The 16,882-nt window shown below is 68.6% G+C and carries 23 protein-coding genes; 22 read left to right on the forward strand and 1 reads right to left on the reverse strand.

The features are described from left to right. The 22 genes from O1G21_RS22895 (at position 1) to glmM (ending at position 15,774) form a co-directional block, all read left to right on the forward strand. Positions 1–186: a type Z 30S ribosomal protein S14 gene (locus tag O1G21_RS22895; RefSeq protein ID WP_030055830.1), complete on the forward strand. Its 186-nt coding sequence runs from the start codon at positions 1–3 to the stop codon at positions 184–186. 270 nt (positions 187–456) lie between these two features. Further along, a complete protein-coding gene (rpsH, locus tag O1G21_RS22900) occupies positions 457–864 on the forward strand; it encodes a 30S ribosomal protein S8 (RefSeq protein ID WP_207810340.1) in 408 nt (135 codons plus the stop codon). Positions 865–886: 22 nt separating this feature from the next. After that, positions 887–1,426 (forward strand): 50S ribosomal protein L6, encoded by a 540-nt coding sequence (gene rplF / locus O1G21_RS22905; RefSeq protein ID WP_270146476.1) that lies wholly within the window; start codon positions 887–889, stop codon positions 1,424–1,426. Positions 1,427–1,429: 3 nt separating this feature from the next. After that, entirely contained in the window at positions 1,430–1,813 is a 384-nt protein-coding gene (gene rplR, locus O1G21_RS22910) for a 50S ribosomal protein L18 (RefSeq protein WP_031063032.1), read from the forward strand. A 48-nt stretch (positions 1,814–1,861) separates the two neighbouring features. Further along, positions 1,862–2,482: a 30S ribosomal protein S5 gene (gene rpsE, locus O1G21_RS22915; RefSeq protein ID WP_207810342.1), complete on the forward strand. Its 621-nt coding sequence runs from the start codon at positions 1,862–1,864 to the stop codon at positions 2,480–2,482. Beyond that, positions 2,482–2,664 (forward strand): 50S ribosomal protein L30, encoded by a 183-nt coding sequence (gene rpmD, locus O1G21_RS22920; RefSeq protein WP_109451325.1) that lies wholly within the window; start codon positions 2,482–2,484, stop codon positions 2,662–2,664. Before rpsE ends, rpmD begins: the two co-directional genes overlap by 1 nt. A 2-nt stretch (positions 2,665–2,666) precedes the next feature. Next, entirely contained in the window at positions 2,667–3,119 is a 453-nt protein-coding gene (rplO, locus tag O1G21_RS22925) for a 50S ribosomal protein L15 (RefSeq protein ID WP_030280790.1), read from the forward strand. 338 nt (positions 3,120–3,457) lie between these two features. Then, the gene (gene secY / locus O1G21_RS22930) at positions 3,458–4,768 is read left to right on the forward strand and encodes a preprotein translocase subunit SecY (RefSeq protein ID WP_270146477.1); all 1,311 of its coding nucleotides are present in this window, start codon (positions 3,458–3,460) and stop codon (positions 4,766–4,768) included. Then, positions 4,768–5,421, forward strand: coding sequence for an adenylate kinase (locus O1G21_RS22935; RefSeq protein WP_270146478.1), 654 nt, complete (start codon positions 4,768–4,770; stop codon positions 5,419–5,421). Before secY ends, O1G21_RS22935 begins: the two co-directional genes overlap by 1 nt. A 116-nt stretch (positions 5,422–5,537) precedes the next feature. Beyond that, positions 5,538–6,377 (forward strand): type I methionyl aminopeptidase, encoded by an 840-nt coding sequence (gene map / locus O1G21_RS22940; RefSeq protein ID WP_270151187.1) that lies wholly within the window; start codon positions 5,538–5,540, stop codon positions 6,375–6,377. Positions 6,378–6,511: 134 nt separating this feature from the next. After that, positions 6,512–6,937: a large conductance mechanosensitive channel protein MscL gene (gene mscL, locus O1G21_RS22945; RefSeq protein WP_270146479.1), complete on the forward strand. Its 426-nt coding sequence runs from the start codon at positions 6,512–6,514 to the stop codon at positions 6,935–6,937. 194 nt (positions 6,938–7,131) lie between these two features. Next, positions 7,132–7,353, forward strand: a complete 222-nt coding sequence (gene infA, locus O1G21_RS22950; protein ID WP_003956442.1) for a translation initiation factor IF-1 — start codon at positions 7,132–7,134, stop codon at positions 7,351–7,353. 33 nt (positions 7,354–7,386) lie between these two features. Then, positions 7,387–7,500, forward strand: a complete 114-nt coding sequence (gene rpmJ, locus O1G21_RS22955) for a 50S ribosomal protein L36 (RefSeq protein ID WP_003956441.1) — start codon at positions 7,387–7,389, stop codon at positions 7,498–7,500. A gap of 177 nt (positions 7,501–7,677) precedes the next feature. Beyond that, a complete protein-coding gene (gene rpsM, locus O1G21_RS22960; RefSeq protein WP_097237495.1) occupies positions 7,678–8,058 on the forward strand; it encodes a 30S ribosomal protein S13 in 381 nt (126 codons plus the stop codon). A 72-nt stretch (positions 8,059–8,130) separates the two neighbouring features. Next, positions 8,131–8,538 (forward strand): 30S ribosomal protein S11, encoded by a 408-nt coding sequence (gene rpsK, locus O1G21_RS22965; RefSeq protein ID WP_014136257.1) that lies wholly within the window; start codon positions 8,131–8,133, stop codon positions 8,536–8,538. Positions 8,539–8,690: 152 nt separating this feature from the next. Further along, on the forward strand, positions 8,691–9,713 hold the full coding sequence (locus tag O1G21_RS22970) for a DNA-directed RNA polymerase subunit alpha (protein WP_030055844.1): 1,023 nt from the start codon (positions 8,691–8,693) through the stop codon (positions 9,711–9,713). Positions 9,714–9,840: 127 nt separating this feature from the next. Further along, positions 9,841–10,323, forward strand: a complete 483-nt coding sequence (gene rplQ, locus O1G21_RS22975; RefSeq protein WP_270146480.1) for a 50S ribosomal protein L17 — start codon at positions 9,841–9,843, stop codon at positions 10,321–10,323. An 89-nt stretch (positions 10,324–10,412) separates the two neighbouring features. Further along, a complete protein-coding gene (truA, locus tag O1G21_RS22980; protein ID WP_051746692.1) occupies positions 10,413–11,324 on the forward strand; it encodes a tRNA pseudouridine(38-40) synthase TruA in 912 nt (303 codons plus the stop codon). Positions 11,325–11,365: 41 nt separating this feature from the next. After that, the gene (locus tag O1G21_RS22985; protein WP_270146481.1) at positions 11,366–13,024 is read left to right on the forward strand and encodes an ABC-F family ATP-binding cassette domain-containing protein; all 1,659 of its coding nucleotides are present in this window, start codon (positions 11,366–11,368) and stop codon (positions 13,022–13,024) included. A 232-nt stretch (positions 13,025–13,256) separates the two neighbouring features. After that, complete coding sequence (gene rplM / locus O1G21_RS22990; protein ID WP_035848207.1) at positions 13,257–13,700, forward strand: 50S ribosomal protein L13; 444 nt, start codon at positions 13,257–13,259, stop codon at positions 13,698–13,700. Positions 13,701–13,746: 46 nt separating this feature from the next. Further along, complete coding sequence (rpsI, locus tag O1G21_RS22995) at positions 13,747–14,247, forward strand: 30S ribosomal protein S9 (protein ID WP_270146482.1); 501 nt, start codon at positions 13,747–13,749, stop codon at positions 14,245–14,247. Between the two features lie 162 nt (positions 14,248–14,409). Continuing rightward, positions 14,410–15,774, forward strand: a complete 1,365-nt coding sequence (gene glmM, locus O1G21_RS23000) for a phosphoglucosamine mutase (protein WP_270146483.1) — start codon at positions 14,410–14,412, stop codon at positions 15,772–15,774. A gap of 61 nt (positions 15,775–15,835) precedes the next feature. Here glmM and coaA read toward each other — a convergent pair whose 3' ends face one another. Then, positions 15,836–16,831, reverse strand: coding sequence for a type I pantothenate kinase (gene coaA, locus O1G21_RS23005; RefSeq protein WP_270146484.1), 996 nt, complete (start codon positions 16,829–16,831; stop codon positions 15,836–15,838). Positions 16,832–16,882: the final 51 nt, after the last annotated feature.

Genomic DNA, 16,882 nt, shown 5'->3' on the forward strand with positions numbered 1-16,882 from the left:
ATGGCGAAGAAGTCCCTCATCGCGAAGTCCGAGCGCAAGCCGAAGTTCGGCGTCCGGGCCTACACCCGGTGCCAGCGCTGCGGCCGTCCGCACTCGGTGTACCGCAAGTTCGGCCTCTGCCGTGTCTGCCTCCGTGAGATGGCGCACCGCGGCGAGCTGCCGGGCGTGACCAAGAGCTCCTGGTAATCCAAGAGCCCTAGGCACAGCTAGCGACGCAGAGGTGCCCGATCCCACACCGGCCCGTTTTGGGCCTGCCGTACGGATTCCCGTAAGGTAGTGGGGTCGGGCCCCCTGCCACGGCTTCCCCATGGACGTCCGTGGCCCTTCTTCGGGAGGGCTCGCACCCAGTCTTACTACGTCGCAGGTCCCCTGCGCTTGTGCCCCTGGCGAACTCGGAAGAGTGCGGCAGGGGGACCTGGCGCGGAGAAACCACGGCGAGAGAGGCCTGAGGCCATCATGACCATGACCGACCCCATCGCAGACATGCTCACGCGTCTGCGTAACGCGAACTCGGCGTACCACGACTCTGTCGCGATGCCGTCGAGCAAGATCAAGGCGCACGTCGCCGAGATCCTGCAGCAGGAGGGTTACATCTCCTCCTACAAGGTTGAGGAGCCCGCTGAGGGCGAGGTCGGCAAGAAGCTGACCATCGAGCTCAAGTTCGGTCCCAACCGTGAGCGCTCCATCGCCGGCATCAAGCGCATCAGCAAGCCGGGTCTGCGTGTTTACGCAAAGTCCACCAACCTGCCGAAGGTGCTCGGCGGCCTGGGCGTGGCGATCATCTCCACGTCGTCCGGCCTCCTGACCGACAAGCAGGCCGCCAAGAAGGGCGTAGGCGGAGAAGTTCTCGCCTACGTCTGGTAATTCGGGAAACGGAGGTACAGCAATGTCGCGTATTGGACGGCTGCCCATCCAGGTCCCCGCTGGCGTGGACGTCACCATCGATGGCCAGACGGTCTCGGTGAAGGGCCCCAAGGGTTCCCTCACCCACGTCGTCGCTGAGCCGATCGAGATCGGCAAGGGCGAGGACGGCACCGTGCTCGTCACCCGCCCGAACGACGAGCGTCGCTCGAAGGCCCTGCACGGCCTGACCCGCACGCTGGTGGCGAACATGATCACCGGCGTGACCGCGGGCTACCGCAAGTCGCTGGAGATCAGCGGTGTCGGCTACCGAGTCACGGCGAAGGGCTCCGACATGGAGTTCGCGCTGGGCTACAGCCACCCGATCCTGATCACCGCGCCGGAGGGCATCTCCTTCGTCGTCGAGTCGCCCACCAAGTTCCACGTGGACGGCATCGACAAGCAGAAGGTCGGCGAGATCGCCGCGAACATCCGCAAGCTGCGCAAGCCCGACCCGTACAAGGCCAAGGGCGTCAAGTACGCGGGCGAGGTCATCCGCCGCAAGGTCGGAAAGAGTGGTAAGTAAGCGATGAGCGTCTCTGTCAAGATCGGCAAGGGCAACGCCTACAAGAGCGCCGCTCGCAAGCGCCGCGCGATCCGCGTTCGCAAGCGCGTCGTCGGCACCGAGGTGCGTCCGCGTCTCGTCGTGACGCGCTCGAACCGTCACATGGTCGCCCAGGTCATCGACGACGCCAAGGGTCACACCCTGGCGTCGGCGTCCACCCTCGACGTGTCCATCAAGGGCACCGAGGGCGACAAGACCGAGCTGGCCAAGAAGGTCGGGAGCCTGGTCGCCGAGCGCGCCAAGGCCGCCGGCATCGAGTCGGTCGTCTTCGACCGCGCGGGCAACCGGTACGCCGGCCGCATCGCCGCCCTGGCGGACGCGGCCCGCGAGGCCGGGCTCGACTTCTAAGCCGCTCGTCGACTCTGTCGACGGACGTAAACGAGAGAGGTAATTCCAATGGCTGGACCCCAGCGCCGCGAAGGCGGCGCCGGTCGCGGCACGGGTGGCGAGCGGCGCGACCGTAAGCGTGACGGTCAGGGCAACGCCCAGGCCGTCGAGAAGACCGCTTACGTCGAGCGCGTCGTCGCGATCAACCGTGTCGCCAAGGTTGTCAAGGGTGGCCGTCGCTTCAGCTTCACCGCGCTCGTCGTGGTGGGCGATGGCGAGGGCACCGTGGGTGTCGGTTACGGCAAGGCGAAGGAGGTTCCGGCCGCCATCGCCAAGGGCGTTGAGGAGGCCAAGAAGAACTTCTTCCGCGTCCCCCGTATCCAGGGCACCATCCCGCACCCGGTTCAGGGTGAGAAGGCCGCCGGCGTCGTGCTGCTGAAGCCCGCCGCCCCCGGTACCGGTGTTATCGCCGGTGGTCCGGTGCGCGCCGTCCTGGAGTGCGCCGGCATCCACGACATCCTGTCGAAGTCGCTCGGCTCGGACAACGCGATCAACATCGTGCACGCCACCGTGGCCGCTCTGAAGGGCCTCGTCCGCCCCGAGGAGATCGCCGCCCGCCGTGGCCTGCCGCTGGAGGACGTGGCTCCCGCCGCCCTGCTGCGGGCTCGTGCTGCTGGGGTGAGCGCCTGATGGCTCGCCTGAAGATCACGCAGACCAAGTCGTACATCGGCAGCAAGCAGAACCACCGTGACACCCTGCGCTCGCTTGGTCTCAAGCGTCTGCACGACGTCGTGGTGAAGGAGGACCGTCCCGAGATCCGCGGGATGGCCCACACGGTCCGTCACCTGGTGACGGTTGAGGAGGTGGACTGATCATGGGCGACAACCCGATCAAGATCCACAACCTGCGTCCCGCCCCGGGTGCCAAGACCGACAAGATCCGCGTGGGTCGTGGTGAGGGCTCCAAGGGTAAGACCGCCGGTCGTGGTACCAAGGGCACCAAGGCCCGCTACCAGGTTCCGCAGCGCTTCGAGGGTGGCCAGATGCCGCTCCACATGCGTCTGCCGAAGCTGAAGGGCTTCAAGAACCCGTTCAAGATCACGTTCCAGGTCGTCAACCTCGACAAGCTGGCCGAGCTCTACCCGCAGGGTGGCGAGGTCACGGTCGAGGACCTGGTCGCCAAGGGCGCGGTTCGGAAGAACTCCCTCGTCAAGGTGCTCGGCACCGGCGAGGTCTCGGTTGCGCTGCAGGTGACGGTCGACGCCGTCTCCGGCTCGGCCGCCGAGAAGATCAAGGCCGCCGGCGGTACGGTCACCGAGCTCGTCTGAGCCCGCTGAACCCGCCGACAACCGGCTTCGAGCCCCGCACCTCCTCCGGGAGGTGCGGGGCTCGTGCTTTTACCGGCCCTTTCACTCCGGGGCCGAAATCGGGCGGCGCCGGCCCTCGTTCTTTTGTGTGGCAAAACCGGGCATCCCGTACCCCCGTGAGTGGGGGAGCGGCCGTACGCGCTTCTTTCGAGTGGCCGCGCACTGTTAGAGTCCGTGGAGTTCCCTTGTAGGCTGCGCGTAGGCTCGCCTGTGCCGTCTGTACGGGAGCCCGAACCGCAAACTCCCCATTCCAGGACCGACCCTCCCGCCGACGACGCGCGGGAGGCGCAGGAGGCACCGTGCTCAGTGCGTTCGCGCGGGCGTTCCAGACGCCCGACCTGCGCAAGAAGCTGCTGTTCACGCTGGGCATCATGGTGCTGTTCCGGCTGGGCTCGCACATTCCGATCCCGGGCGTGAGCTTCACGGCCGTGAACGAGTGCGTGAAGGAGACCAAGAACAACGGCCTCTTCGGACTCGTCAACCTGTTCAGCGGTGGCGCGCTCCTCCAGCTGACGATCTTCGCCCTCGGCATCATGCCGTACATCACGGCGAGCATCATCCTCCAGCTCCTCACCGTCGTGATCCCGCGACTGGAGGCGCTGAAGAAGGAGGGGCAGGCCGGCCAGGCGAAGATCACCCAGTACACCCGCTACCTGACCATCGCGCTCGCCGTGCTCCAGGGCACCGGCATCGTGGCGACGGCCTCCAGCGGTGCGCTGTTCTCGGGCTGCCCGCTGGCCAACCAGATCGTGCCGGACACCTCGGTGTTCCGGATCGCCACCATGGTCATCACGATGACGGCCGGCACCACGGTCATCATGTGGCTGGGCGAGCTGATCACCGACCGCGGCATCGGCAACGGCATGTCGCTGCTGATCTTCACCTCGATCGCCGCGCAGTTCCCGTCCTCGATGTGGGCCATCAAGCAGTCCGGCACCATCGGCGGCGGCTGGGTCGAGTTCCTGTCCGTGGTCGCGGTCGGCGTCATCGTTGTGATGCTGGTCATCTTCGTCGAGCAGGCCCAGCGCCGGATCCCGGTCCAGTACGCGAAGCGGATGATCGGCCGCCGGGCGTTCGGCGGCACCTCGACCTACATCCCGCTCAAGGTGAACCAGGCCGGTGTCATCCCGGTCATCTTCGCCTCGTCGCTGCTGTACATCCCGGCCCTGGTGGTTCAGCTGACCAACAGCCAGGCGGGCTGGGCGGTGTGGATCAAGCAGAACTTCGTCAAGGGTGACCACCCGATCTACATGGCCACCTACTTCCTGCTGATCGTCTTCTTCGCCTTCTTCTACGTCGCCATCTCCTTCAACCCCGAAGAAGTTGCCGACAACATGAAGAAGTATGGTGGCTTCATCCCGGGCATCCGGGCCGGTCGGCCGACGGCCGAGTACCTGAACTACGTGCTGACCCGAATCACGTGGCCGGGTTCGCTCTACCTGGGCCTGATCGCGTTGATCCCGATGATCGCCCTGGTCGCCTTCGGACAGCAGACAAACTTCCCGTTCGGCGGCACCAGCGTGCTCATCGTCGTCGGCGTCGGACTCGAAACTGTGAAGCAGATCGAGAGCCAGCTCCAGCAGCGCAATTACGAAGGGTTCCTCCGCTGATGCGTATCGTCCTCGTTGGTCCTCCCGGGGCCGGGAAGGGTACTCAGGCGCACCTGCTCGCCAAGACCCTGTCCATCCCCCACATCTCCACCGGCGACCTGTTCCGCGCCAACATCGGTCAGGGCACCCCGCTGGGGCTCGAGGCCAAGAGCTACATGGACGCGGGTCGCCTGGTGCCGGATGAGGTCACCATCGGGATGGCCAAGGACCGCATGCTCCAGGCCGATGCCGCCAACGGCTTCCTGCTCGACGGCTTCCCCCGCAACCTGGGTCAGGCCAAGGCGCTGGACGAGTTCCTCGCCGAGCAGGGCATCGAGCTGGACGGCGTCCTGGACCTCGAGGTCCCCGAGGACGAGGTCGTCCGCCGGATCGCCGGCCGCCGCCTGTGCCGCAACGACGGGGGCCACGTCTTCCACGTGGACTACAACCCGCCGAAGGTCGAGGGCGTCTGCGACGAGTGCGGCGGCGAGCTGTACCAGCGCTCGGACGACACCGAGGAGAAGGTGCGCACCCGCCTCGAGGTCTACCACACGGAGACCGAGCCGATCATCGACTACTACGCCCAGCAGGGCCTGGTGGAGACCATCCCGGCCCTGGGCAAGGTGGACGAGGTCACCCAGCGCGCGATCGAGGCGCTGAAGCAGAACGGCTGAGGTCCCTCAGCGAGGTACGCGTGAACGGCCGGGTCGCCCCTGAGCGGGCGGCCCGGCCGTTTCGGCGTCGTACGGTGGTAGGCAGTGGCAATCCGGACTTGGAAGGCGTGACCCTGATGGTGGAGATCAAGACCCCCGAGCAGATCGCGAAGATGCGAGCGGCCGGGCTGGTCGTCGCCGAGGCGCTGAAGGCCTGCCGCGAGGCGGTCGCTCCCGGGGTGACCACCCAGGAGCTCAACGACATCGCCGACAAGGTGATCACCGACCACGGCGCCACCTCGAACTTCCGGGCCCACCACGGCGGCCTGTGGTTCCCCGGGGTGATCTGCGCCTCGGTGAACAACGAGGTCGTGCACGGCATCCCCGGTGACCGGGTGCTGCAGGAGGGCGACCTGATCTCGATCGACTGCGGCGCCATCCTGGACGGCTGGCACGGCGACTCGGCGATCACCGTGGCGGTCGGCGAGGTCCGCCCGGAGGTCGAGATGCTGAGCCGGGTCACCGAGGGCTCGATGTGGGCCGGCATCGCGCAGATGAAGAAGAACAACCGCCTGGTGGACGTCTCCAAGGCGATCGAGGGCTACATCCGCCGCCAGCCGCTGCCGCCCAAGGGCAAGTGGGGCATCACCGAGGGCTACGGCGGCCACGGCATCGGCACCGCGATGCACATGGAGCCGCACGTGCTGAACTACGTCGAGCGCGGCCGCGGCAAGGGCCCGAAGCTCGTCCCCGGCACCGTGCTGGCGATCGAGCCGATGGTCTCGCTGGGCACCCCGCACACCACCGTGCTGGAGGACGACTGGACGGTCGTCACCAACGACGGCACCTGGGCCTCGCACTGGGAGCACTCGGTGGCCGTCACCGAGCAGGGCCCGCTGGTGCTGACCGCCTTCGACGGCGGCAAGGCCGAACTGGCCAAGCTGGGCATCACCGCGGCTCCGGACCCGCTGGCCTAGGCGCCACGGCGGCCGACTGCCGCTCCTGACAAGGGATCAGAGCCCTGGAGGTTTGGACCTCCAGGGCTTTTGTCCTATTTTTTTAACGGCTGGCAGTGGCAGCTACTGGCTTACGAGCGAGCAGGAGAGAGCACGTGCTCAAGGGATTCCGCGACTTCATGATGCGCGGCAACGTCGTCGACATGGCGGTCGGTGTGGTCATCGGCGCCGCGTTCACCGCGGTGGTGTCCGGCTTCGTGTCCGCCTTCCTCACTCCGCTGGTGGGCGTGGTGATCGGCGCGGCCGGCGACTTCAGCTCGTACAAGGCGACGATCGCCCACGTCACCTTCCCGTACGGCCAGTTCCTGAACGTGCTGATCGCGTTCTTCATGACCGCCGCGGTGCTCTACTTCTGCGTCGTTCTGCCGGTCACCAAGGCCACCGCCCGGTACCTGCCGAAGAAGCCGAAGGCCGCGAAGCGTCCCTGCCCCGAGTGCCTGACCGAGATCCCCGAGGCCGCCCGCCGCTGCTCGGCCTGCACCGCCCACGTCGAGCCGCTGACCGTCTCCACCGGGGCCTGAGGCCACGGGTGTGACGGCGGACTCCTTCGGGTGCCCCCGTTTTGGAGCGTGGGGCGCGCTGGCGTAGGATGGACCGTCGGCTCACTCGTAGCGTGCTTCAGCACGCCCTCTTCCCCTCGGGGCTGGGGTGAACCCAGGTTCGCACGAGCGTTCCGCATACGGTAGCCGGTCCCGGAAGGTGGATCTCGCAGTTCATGGCTAAGAAGCAAGGCGCCATTGAGATCGAGGGCACCGTGATCGAGTCTCTTCCGAACGCGATGTTCAAGGTCGAGCTGCAGAACGGTCACAAGGTCCTCGCGCACATCAGTGGCAAGATGCGCATGCACTACATCCGCATCCTGCCGGACGACCGGGTCGTCGTGGAGCTCAGCCCCTACGACCTCACGCGCGGCCGGATCGTCTACCGCTACAAGTAAGAACGTCAGATCTAGACCCGGAGAACCTGAAACATGAAGGTCAAGCCGAGCGTCAAGAAGATCTGCGACAAGTGCAAGGTGATCCGCCGCCACGGCCGGGTCATGGTGATCTGCGACAACCTGCGCCACAAGCAGCGCCAGGGCTGATCTCTCCCCAGCATTTCTCGTAGTACTTCGCGCGACGCGAAAACGTCATAAGCGGGTCACCCGATCCGTCCCGTCCGGGGCGGACTGCCGCCCCCGGCTCAGAGGCCGGGGCTCCCTCACCGTGAGGTGTCGGAGTAGGTGGCACGCCAGACCTCTGAAGAACCACAGGAGCCTTGAATGGCACGCCTCGCCGGCGTTGATCTCCCCCGTGAGAAGCGGATCGAGATCGCCCTCACCTACGTGTACGGCATCGGCCGTACCCGCGCCCAGCAGACCCTCGCCGAGACCGGCGTCAACCCGGATGTCCGCGTTCGCGACATCTCCGAGGAAGACCTGGTCAAGCTGAGCCAGTACATCGACGCCAACTACACGGTCGAGGGTGACCTCCGCCGTGAGGTGGCCGCCGACATCCGCCGCAAGGTCGAGATCGGCTGCTACGAGGGTCTGCGTCACCGCCGTGGCCTGCCGGTCCGCGGCCAGCGCACCCACACCAACGCGCGTACCCGCAAGGGCCCGCGTCGCGCGATCGCCGGTAAGAAGAAGCCGGGCAAGAAGTAGTCCGTCCCGTAACCGGACATCCCTCCGGCCCGCGGGTCAGCGGACCGACCACCTCAGTAGGAGAACAGACTTATGCCCCCCAAGGGTCGTCAGGCTGCCGGCGCGAAGAAGATCCGCCGCAAGGAAAAGAAGAACGTCGCTCACGGCCACGCGCACATCAAGAGCACGTTCAACAACACGATCGTTTCGATCACCGACCCGTCGGGCAACGTGATCTCCTGGGCCTCCGCCGGCCACGTCGGCTTCAAGGGCTCGCGCAAGTCCACCCCGTTCGCCGCGCAGATGGCCGCCGAGGCCGCTGCCCGTCGCGCGCAGGAGCACGGCATGCGCAAGGTTGACGTCTTCGTGAAGGGTCCGGGCTCCGGCCGCGAGACCGCGATCCGTTCGCTCCAGGCCACCGGCCTCGAGGTCGGCTCGATCCAGGACGTCACCCCCACCCCGCACAACGGCTGCCGTCCGCCGAAGCGCCGCCGCGTCTGACGCAGCGCCTTCGGGCACGCGGGTCCTGCTTTAAACCTCGTACGGGCTCCTGTTTTTTGCAGGAGCCCGTACGCTTGGCATGAGGCCACCGCCTCATGGCCATTCGTTCGGCGTCAAATAGTGGGCGCCGAAGACTGGAGGATCGAAACCCCATGCTTATCGCTCAGCGTCCCTCGCTGACCGAAGAGGTCGTCGACGAGTTCCGCTCCCGGTTCGTGATCGAGCCGCTGGAGCCGGGCTTCGGCTACACCCTCGGCAACTCCCTGCGCCGCACGCTCCTGTCGTCGATCCCGGGTGCCGCTGTCACCAGCATCCGCATCGACGGCGTCCTGCACGAGTTCACCACCGTGCCGGGCGTCAAGGAGGACGTGACCGACCTCATCCTCAACATCAAGCAGCTGGTCGTCTCCTCGGAGCACGACGAGCCGGTCGTGATGTACCTGCGCAAGCAGGGCCCGGGTGTCGTCACCGCCGCCGACATCGCCCCGCCGGCGGGTGTCGAGGTGCACAACCCCGAGCTGGTCCTCGCCACCCTCAACGGCAAGGGCAAGCTGGAGATGGAGCTGACCGTCGAGCGCGGTCGCGGCTACGTCTCCGCCGTCCAGAACAAGGCCTCCGGCCAGGAGATCGGCCGCATCCCGGTCGACTCGATCTACAGCCCCGTGCTGAAGGTCACCTACAAGGTCGAGGCCACCCGTGTCGAGCAGCGGACCGACTTCGACAAGCTGATCGTCGACGTCGAGACCAAGCCCGCCATGCGTCCGCGCGACGCCATGGCCTCGGCCGGCAAGACCCTGGTGGAGCTGTTCGGCCTCGCCCGCGAGCTGAACATCGACGCCGAGGGCATCGACATGGGCCCGTCCCCGACGGACGCCGCCCTGGCCGCCGACCTGGCGCTGCCGATCGAGGAGCTGGAGCTCACCGTCCGCTCCTACAACTGCCTCAAGCGCGAGGGCATCCACACCGTGGGTGAGCTCGTCGCCCGCTCCGAGGCCGACCTGCTCGACATCCGCAACTTCGGTGCGAAGTCGATCGACGAGGTCAAGGCGAAGCTGGCCGGCATGGGCCTGGCCCTCAAGGACAGCCCGCCCGGATTCGACCCGACCGCCGCCGCCGACGCCTTCGGCGCCGACGACCTGGACGACGCGGGTTACGCGGAGACCGAGCAGTACTGAGAGACTTGACCGCGGGGGCGGTTCCCCGGAACCGCCCCCGTCGTCATGAAAGCCGTACGGGCACAGTGCCCGTACGCCCGCTGCGGTACCTGGTACGGCCGCAGTCGGAGATTCGAGGAGTAATTCCATGCCGCGTCCCACCAAGGGTGCCCGTCTGGGCGGTGGCCCGCACCACGAGCCGCTGCTGCTCGCCGGTCTGGCCCGTGAGCTGTTCCAGTACGGCCGCATCACCACCACCGAGGCCAAGGCCCGCCGCCTGCGCCCGCTGGCGGAGAAGCTGATCACCAAGGCGAAGAAGGGCGACATCCACAACCGTCGCCTGGTGCGCAAGACCATCACCGACGTGTCGGTGCTGCACACCCTCTTCACCGAGATCGCGCCGCGCTACGAGAACCGCCCGGGTGGCTACACCCGCATCACCAAGATCGGTCCCCGTCGTGGCGACAACGCCCCGATGGCCGTGATCGAGCTGGTCGAGGCGCTGACCGTCGCGCAGACCGCCGTCGGCGAGGCCGAGGCCGCCACCAAGCGTGCCGTCAAGGAGGCCGACGAGGCCGCCGCCGCCGTCGAGACCAAGGCCGACGAGGCCGAGGCCGCCGAGCAGGCCTGACACCTCTAGGTGTGTTGCGGGCCCGCTCTCCCTTCACCGGGGGAGCGGGCCCGTTCCTTGTTTCCGAGGTCCCCGGGAGAAGAGAAGCAGTGGTCAACGATTGCGCCGAGCAGCCGCCGGTGAAGGACGGCCCGGCCGACGGGTACGTCCGGGTCCGGCTCGACCTCGCCTACCAGGGCGCCGAGTTCTCCGGCTGGGCCCGCCAGAAGGGCGGCCGCCGGACGGTCCAGGAGGAGATCGAGACCGCGCTGCAGATCGTCACCCGCAGCCCGGAGCTGTTCCCGCTGACCGTGGCCGGCCGCACCGACGCCGGGGTCCACGCCCGCGGCCAGGTCGCCCACGTCGACCTGCCGGCCGAGCTGTGGGAGGCGCACCGGGAGAAGCTGCTGCGCCGGCTGGCCGGGCGGCTGCCCGGGGACGTCCGGATCTACCGGGTCGGCGAGGCGCCGGCCGGGTTCGACGCCCGCTTCTCGGCGATCTGGCGCCGGTACGCGTACCGGGTCGCCGACCATCCCGGCGGGGTCGACCCGCTGCTGCGCGGGCACGTGCTCTGGCACGACCGGCCGCTGGACGTGGAGAAGATGAACGCGGCCGCGAAGCTGCTGCTGGGCGAGCACGACTTCGCCGCGTACTGCAAGAAGCGCGAGGGTGCCACCACCATCCGCACCCTGCTGGAGCTGCACTGGGACCGCGTCCCGGTGGACACCTACGCGAGCCAGGAGGGCAGCCTGGCGGTCGCCACCGTCCGGGCCGACGCCTTCTGCCACAACATGGTCCGGGCGCTGGTCGGCGCGATGCTGCTGGTCGGCGACGGGCACCGGCCGGTGGAGTTCCCCGGCGAGGTGCTGGCCGGCGGGGTCCGCAACTCCGCGGTCAACGTGATCCGGCCGTACGGACTGACCCTCGAGGAGGTCGGCTACCCGCCGGACGACCAGCTCGCCGAGCGCAACCGGCAGGCCCGGCGGATGCGCACCCTGCCCGGTCAGCCGGCGGCCTCGTAATCCGTTTTGGCCCGGGGCGTCCGCTTGGGACAATCCTTCCCATGGGACACGTCGAGATTTCGCACCTGGAGTACTACCTGCCGGACGGGCGGGTGCTGTTCGACGACGCGTCCTTCCGGGTCGGCGAGGGCGCCGCGGTCGCCCTGGTCGGCGCCAACGGGGCGGGGAAGACCACCCTGCTGCGCATGATCGCGGGGGACATCCAGCCGCACGGCGGCTCGGTGACGATCAGCGGCGGGCTCGGCGTGATGCGCCAGTTCGTCGGCACCACCGGCCGCGAGGACCAGTCCGCCACCCCCGGTGCGCTGCCGGCCGACGCCTCGGTGCGCGACCTGCTGGTCTCGGTCGCCCCCGAGCGGATCGCCAAGGCCGCCCGCGCGGTGGACGCCGCCGAGCTGGCGATGATCGCCCAGGACGACGAGAAGACGCAGATGGCCTACGCCCAGGCGCTCTCCGACTGGGCGGACGTCGGCGGCTACGACTACGAGACCGACTGGGACGTCTGCACCATGGCGGCCCTGGGCGTGCCCTTCGACAAGGCCCAGTGGCGCGGTCTGAACACCCTGTCCGGCGGCGAGCAGAAGCGGCTGGTGCTGGAGGCGCTGCTGCGCGGCCCCGAAGAGGTGCTGCTGCTCGACGAGCCGGACAACTACCTGGACGTCCCCGCCAAGCGCTGGCTGGAGGACGCCATCAAGGCGACCTCGAAGACCGTCCTGTTCATCTCGCACGACCGGGAACTGCTCTCCCGCACCGCTGACAAGATCATCAGCGTCGAGTCCGGCGCGGCCGGCAGCAGCGTCTGGGTGCACGGTGGCGGCTTCGACACCTTCCACGAGGCCCGCAAGGCCCGCTTCGAGCGCTTCGAGGAGCTGCGCCGCCGCTGGGACGAGGAGCACGCCAAGCTGAAGAAGCTGGTCGTCACCCTGCGCCAGGCCGCGGCCGTCAGCCACGAGATGGCCTCGCGCTACGCGGCCGCCCAGACCAGGCTGAAGAAGTTCGAGGACGCCGGCCCGCCGGAGGCGCCGCCGCGCGAGCAGAACATCACCATGCGGCTCAAGGGCGGGCGCACCGGCGTGCGCGCCTTCACCATGGAGCGGCTGGAGCTCACCGGCCTGATGCAGCCCTTCGACCTGGAGGTCTTCTACGGCGAGCGGGTCGCGGTGCTGGGTGCCAACGGCGCCGGCAAGTCGCACCTGCTGCGGCTGCTGGCCGGCGACACGACGGTCGAGCACACCGGGGGCTGGAAGCTCGGCGCCCGGGTCGTCCCCGGCCACTTCCGGCAGACCCACGCCCACCCGGAGCTGTTCGGCCGTACCGTCCGGTCGATCATCGAGGAGGAGCACGCGCTCAGCCGCGGCGCCGCGATGGGCGCGCTGCGCCGGTACGAGCTGGACCGCCAGGAGGAGCAGAAGTTCGAGTCGCTGTCCGGCGGGCAGCAGGCCCGGCTGATGATCCTCAAGCTCGAACTCGACGGTGTGACGGCCCTGTTGCTCGACGAGCCGACCGACAACCTGGACCTGGAGAGCGCCGAGGCGCTGCAGGCCGGGCTGGAGGCCTTCGACGGCACGGTGCTGTGCGTCACCCACGACCGCTGGTTCGCCAGGACCTTCGACCGCTTCCTGGTGTTCGGCGCGGACGGCCGGGTCTTCGAATCGCCCGAGCCGGTCTGGGACGTCACCCGGGTCGAGCGCGAACGCTGAGTGATGCCGGAGTGGGCGGTCGGCGATTTTTGACCGCTTCCCGCCCGCCCGGTAACCTGGACGCTTGATGTGCGTATTGGCTCGCTCTATCTCACGTGAGAGGTCGGTACGCCGGAGACATCAGGTCGACGACCAGCGGTCCCCCTTGAATTGCGTCCAAGGTTGGCCAGGCTGCTCTTCCGTCCGGGTGCTCCTGTCAGGACTCACTCACTGAAAAGCGAAGGCTACGACCGTGCGTACGTACAGCCCCAAGCCCGGCGACGTCCAGCGTCAGTGGCACGTCATCGACGCGACCGACGTCGTGCTCGGCCGCCTGGCTTCCCAGGCCGCCAACCTCCTCCGGGGCAAGCACAAGGCGATCTACGCGCCGCACGTTGACACTGGTGACTTCGTCATCATCATCAACGCCGACAAGGTGCACCTGTCCGGTAACAAGAAGACCCAGAAGCTGGCCTACCGCCACTCGGGCTTCCCGGGCGGTCTCCGCTCGGTGCGCTACGACGACCTCCTGGACAAGAACCCGGAGAAGGCCGTCGAGAAGGCCATCAAGGGCATGATCCCCAAGAACAGCCTGGGCCGTCAGATGCTCTCGAAGCTGAAGGTCTACTCGGGCGACCAGCACCCGCACGCTGCCCAGCAGCCGGTGCCGTTCGAGATCACCCAGGTCGCGCAGTAATTCCGGCCACCAAGCCCCCCATCACTGAAAAGAGCTGAGGAACACCGTGGCCGAGACCACTGAAACCCTTGAGGTCGACTTCGACGAGGCCGTCGAGGGCGAGTACACCTCCGAGGAGAGCTACACCTCCGAGTCCCTGGCCGGCCGCTTCGGCGAGGCCACCCCGGGCGCCGGCCTCGGCCGTCGCAAGGAGGCGATCGCCCGCGTGCGCATCGTCCCCGGCACCGGCCAGTGGAAGATCAACGGTCGCACCCTCGAGGACTACTTCCCGAACAAGGTGCACCAGCAGACCGTGAACGAGCCCTTCAAGCTCCTCGAGCTGGACGGCCGTTACGACATCGTCGCCCGCATCAGCGGCGGCGGCGTCTCCGGTCAGGCCTACGCGCTGCGCCTCGGCGTGGCCCGTGCCCTGAACGAGGCCGACGTGGACAACAACCGCGGCGCCCTCAAGAAGGCCGGCTTCCTGACCCGTGACGCCCGCGCCGTCGAGCGCAAGAAGGCCGGTCTCAAGAAGGCCCGCAAGGCGCCGCAGTACAGCAAGCGCTAATCGCGTCCCCGGGGGTGCGGTCCGCCCTGGCGGCGCACCCCCTGGTTGCGCAAACCGTCGCCCCGGAGTACCTCGTGTACTCCGGGGCGACGTGTTCCCCGGCTAACGTGCGGCGGCCGGGATCATCGGTGGGTTCCGAGCATGGTGATGGAGGACGGGACAGTGGGACGACTCTTCGGTACGGACGGCGTACGCGGTGTGGCCAACGAGGGCCTGACGGCGGAGCTGGCGCTCGGCCTGTCGGTGGCGGCCTCCCACGTGCTCGGCGAGGCCGGCGCCTTCGACGGGCACCGGCCGGTCGCGGTGGTCGGCCGTGACCCCCGTGCCTCGGGCGAGTTCCTGGAGGCCGCGGTCATCGCCGGGCTGGCCAGCTCCGGCGTCGACGTCCTGCGGGTCGGCGTCCTGCCCACCCCGGCCGTCGCCTACCTCACCGGCGCGCTCGGCGCCGACTTCGGCGTGATGCTGTCCGCCAGCCACAACGCCATGCCGGACAACGGCATCAAGTTCCTCGCCCGCGGCGGTCACAAGCTGGACGACCGGATCGAGGACGCCATCGAGGCGCACTACCGCAAGCACACCGTCGGCGGCGAGGACTGGAACCGCCCGACCGGCGCGGCCGTCGGGCGGGTGCGCGAGTACACCGAGGGCTTCGACAAGTACGTCGCCCACCTGATCGGCGTCCTGCCCAACCGCCTGGACGGGATCAAGGTCGTCATCGACGGTGCCCACGGCGCGGCCGCCTACGTCGCCCCCGAGGCCTTCGCCCGGGCCGGCGCCGAGGTCGTCCACACCCTGGGGGCCGAGCCCACCGGCCTCAACATCAACGACGGCGTCGGCTCCACCCACCTCGACCGGCTGCGCGCCGCGATGAAGGAGCACCAGGCCGACTTCGGCATCGCCCTGGACGGCGACGCCGACCGCTGCCTGGCCGCCGACGCCGAGGGCAACGAGGTGGACGGCGACCAGATCATCGCCATCCTCGCCGTCGCCATGAAGGAGGCCGGCACCCTGCGCCGCAACACCGCGGTGGCCACCGTGATGTCCAACCTCGGCTTCAAGCTGGCGATGGAGCGCGAGGGCATCGACCTGGTGGAGACGGCCGTCGGCGACCGCTACGTGCTGGAGGCGATGAAGGAGCAGGGCTTCGCGCTGGGCGGCGAGCAGTCCGGCCACGTCATCCTGCTGGACCACGCCACCACCGGCGACGGCACCCTGACCGGTCTGATGCTGGGCGCCCGACTGGCCGCCACCAAGCAGCCGCTGGCCGACCTGGCCGCCGTGATGACCCGTCTGCCGCAGGTGCTGATCAACGTCAAGGGCGTCGACAAGAGCCGGGTGAAGACCAGCACCGAGCTGGCCGCCGCCGTCGCCGCCGCCGAGACCGAGCTGGGCTCCACCGGCCGGGTGCTGCTGCGCCCCTCCGGCACCGAGCCGCTGGTCCGGGTCATGGTCGAGGCCGCCGACCCGGCGCAGGCCGAGACCGTCGCGCACCAGCTGGCCGAGGCGGTGCGCACCCACCTGGGCTGAGCGTCCTTCACGCCGAAGGCCCCCGCGCGCGGGGGCCTTCGTGTCGTGTCCTGGTGGTGTCTCAGAGCTTGCGCAGCAGCGCCCGACGGACCTTGTGGTCCGGGCCCTTCTGCAGGATCAGGGTGGCCCGGCCGCGGGTCGGCAGCACGTTCTCCAGCAGGTTGGGCTTGTTGATGGTGCGCCAGACCTGTCGGCCGTACTCCATCGCCTCCTCCTCCGGCACCTCGGTGAAGCGGCGGAAGTAGGAGTTCGGGTCCTGGAAGGCGGTCTGCCTCAACTTGCGGAAGCGGTCCAGGTACCAGTGCTCGATGTCGTCGGTGCGGGCGTCGACGTAGATCGAGAAGTCGAAGTAGTCGGCCACCGCGAGCCGGGTGCGGCCGTCGGTGCCCGGCAGGGCCGGCTGGAGCACGTTCAGGCCCTCGACGATCAGGATGTCCGGGCGCTCCACGGTCAGCCGCTCGTCGGGCACGATGTCGTACACCAGGTGCGAGTACACCGGCGCGGTGACCCGCTCCTTGCCCGCCTTCACGTCCGCGACGAAGCGCATCAGCGCCCGGCGGTCGTACGACTCCGGGAAGCCCTTGCGGGCCATCAGGCCGCGGCGGCGCAGCTCGGCGTTGGGCAGCAGGAAGCCGTCGGTGGTGACCAGTTCGACCCGGGGGTGCTCGGGCCAGCGGGCCAGCAGGGCCTGCAGCAGGCGGGCGGTGGTGGACTTGCCGACGGCGACCGAGCCGGCCACGCCGATGATGAACGGGGTGCGGGTGCGCTCGGTGTCCGGGGTGTCCAGGAAGGTGCCCAGCGCGCCGCGCAGCTCGTGCGTGGCGTGGATGTACAGGTTCAGCAGCCGCGACAGGGGCAGGTAGACGTCACGGACCTCGTCCAGGTCGAGGGCTGTGCCGAGGCCGCGCAGCTGCTCCACCTCCTCGGCGGTCAGCGGCAGCGGCGTACGCTCGCGCAGCGCGCTCCACTCGGCCCGGCTGAGGTCCACGTAGGGGGACGGGGACGGGCCGGGCGTGGCGGCGCCCCGCGTACAGAGTTCGGTCAGCACATGCTCCATTGTGAGCCGTACCGGTGTTCACGGTGGTTGTGGTGTCGGTCACGCAGCGTT

Source organism: Kitasatospora cathayae (genome assembly GCF_027627435.1).
GTDB classification, from domain to species: domain Bacteria; phylum Actinomycetota; class Actinomycetes; order Streptomycetales; family Streptomycetaceae; genus Kitasatospora; species Kitasatospora cathayae.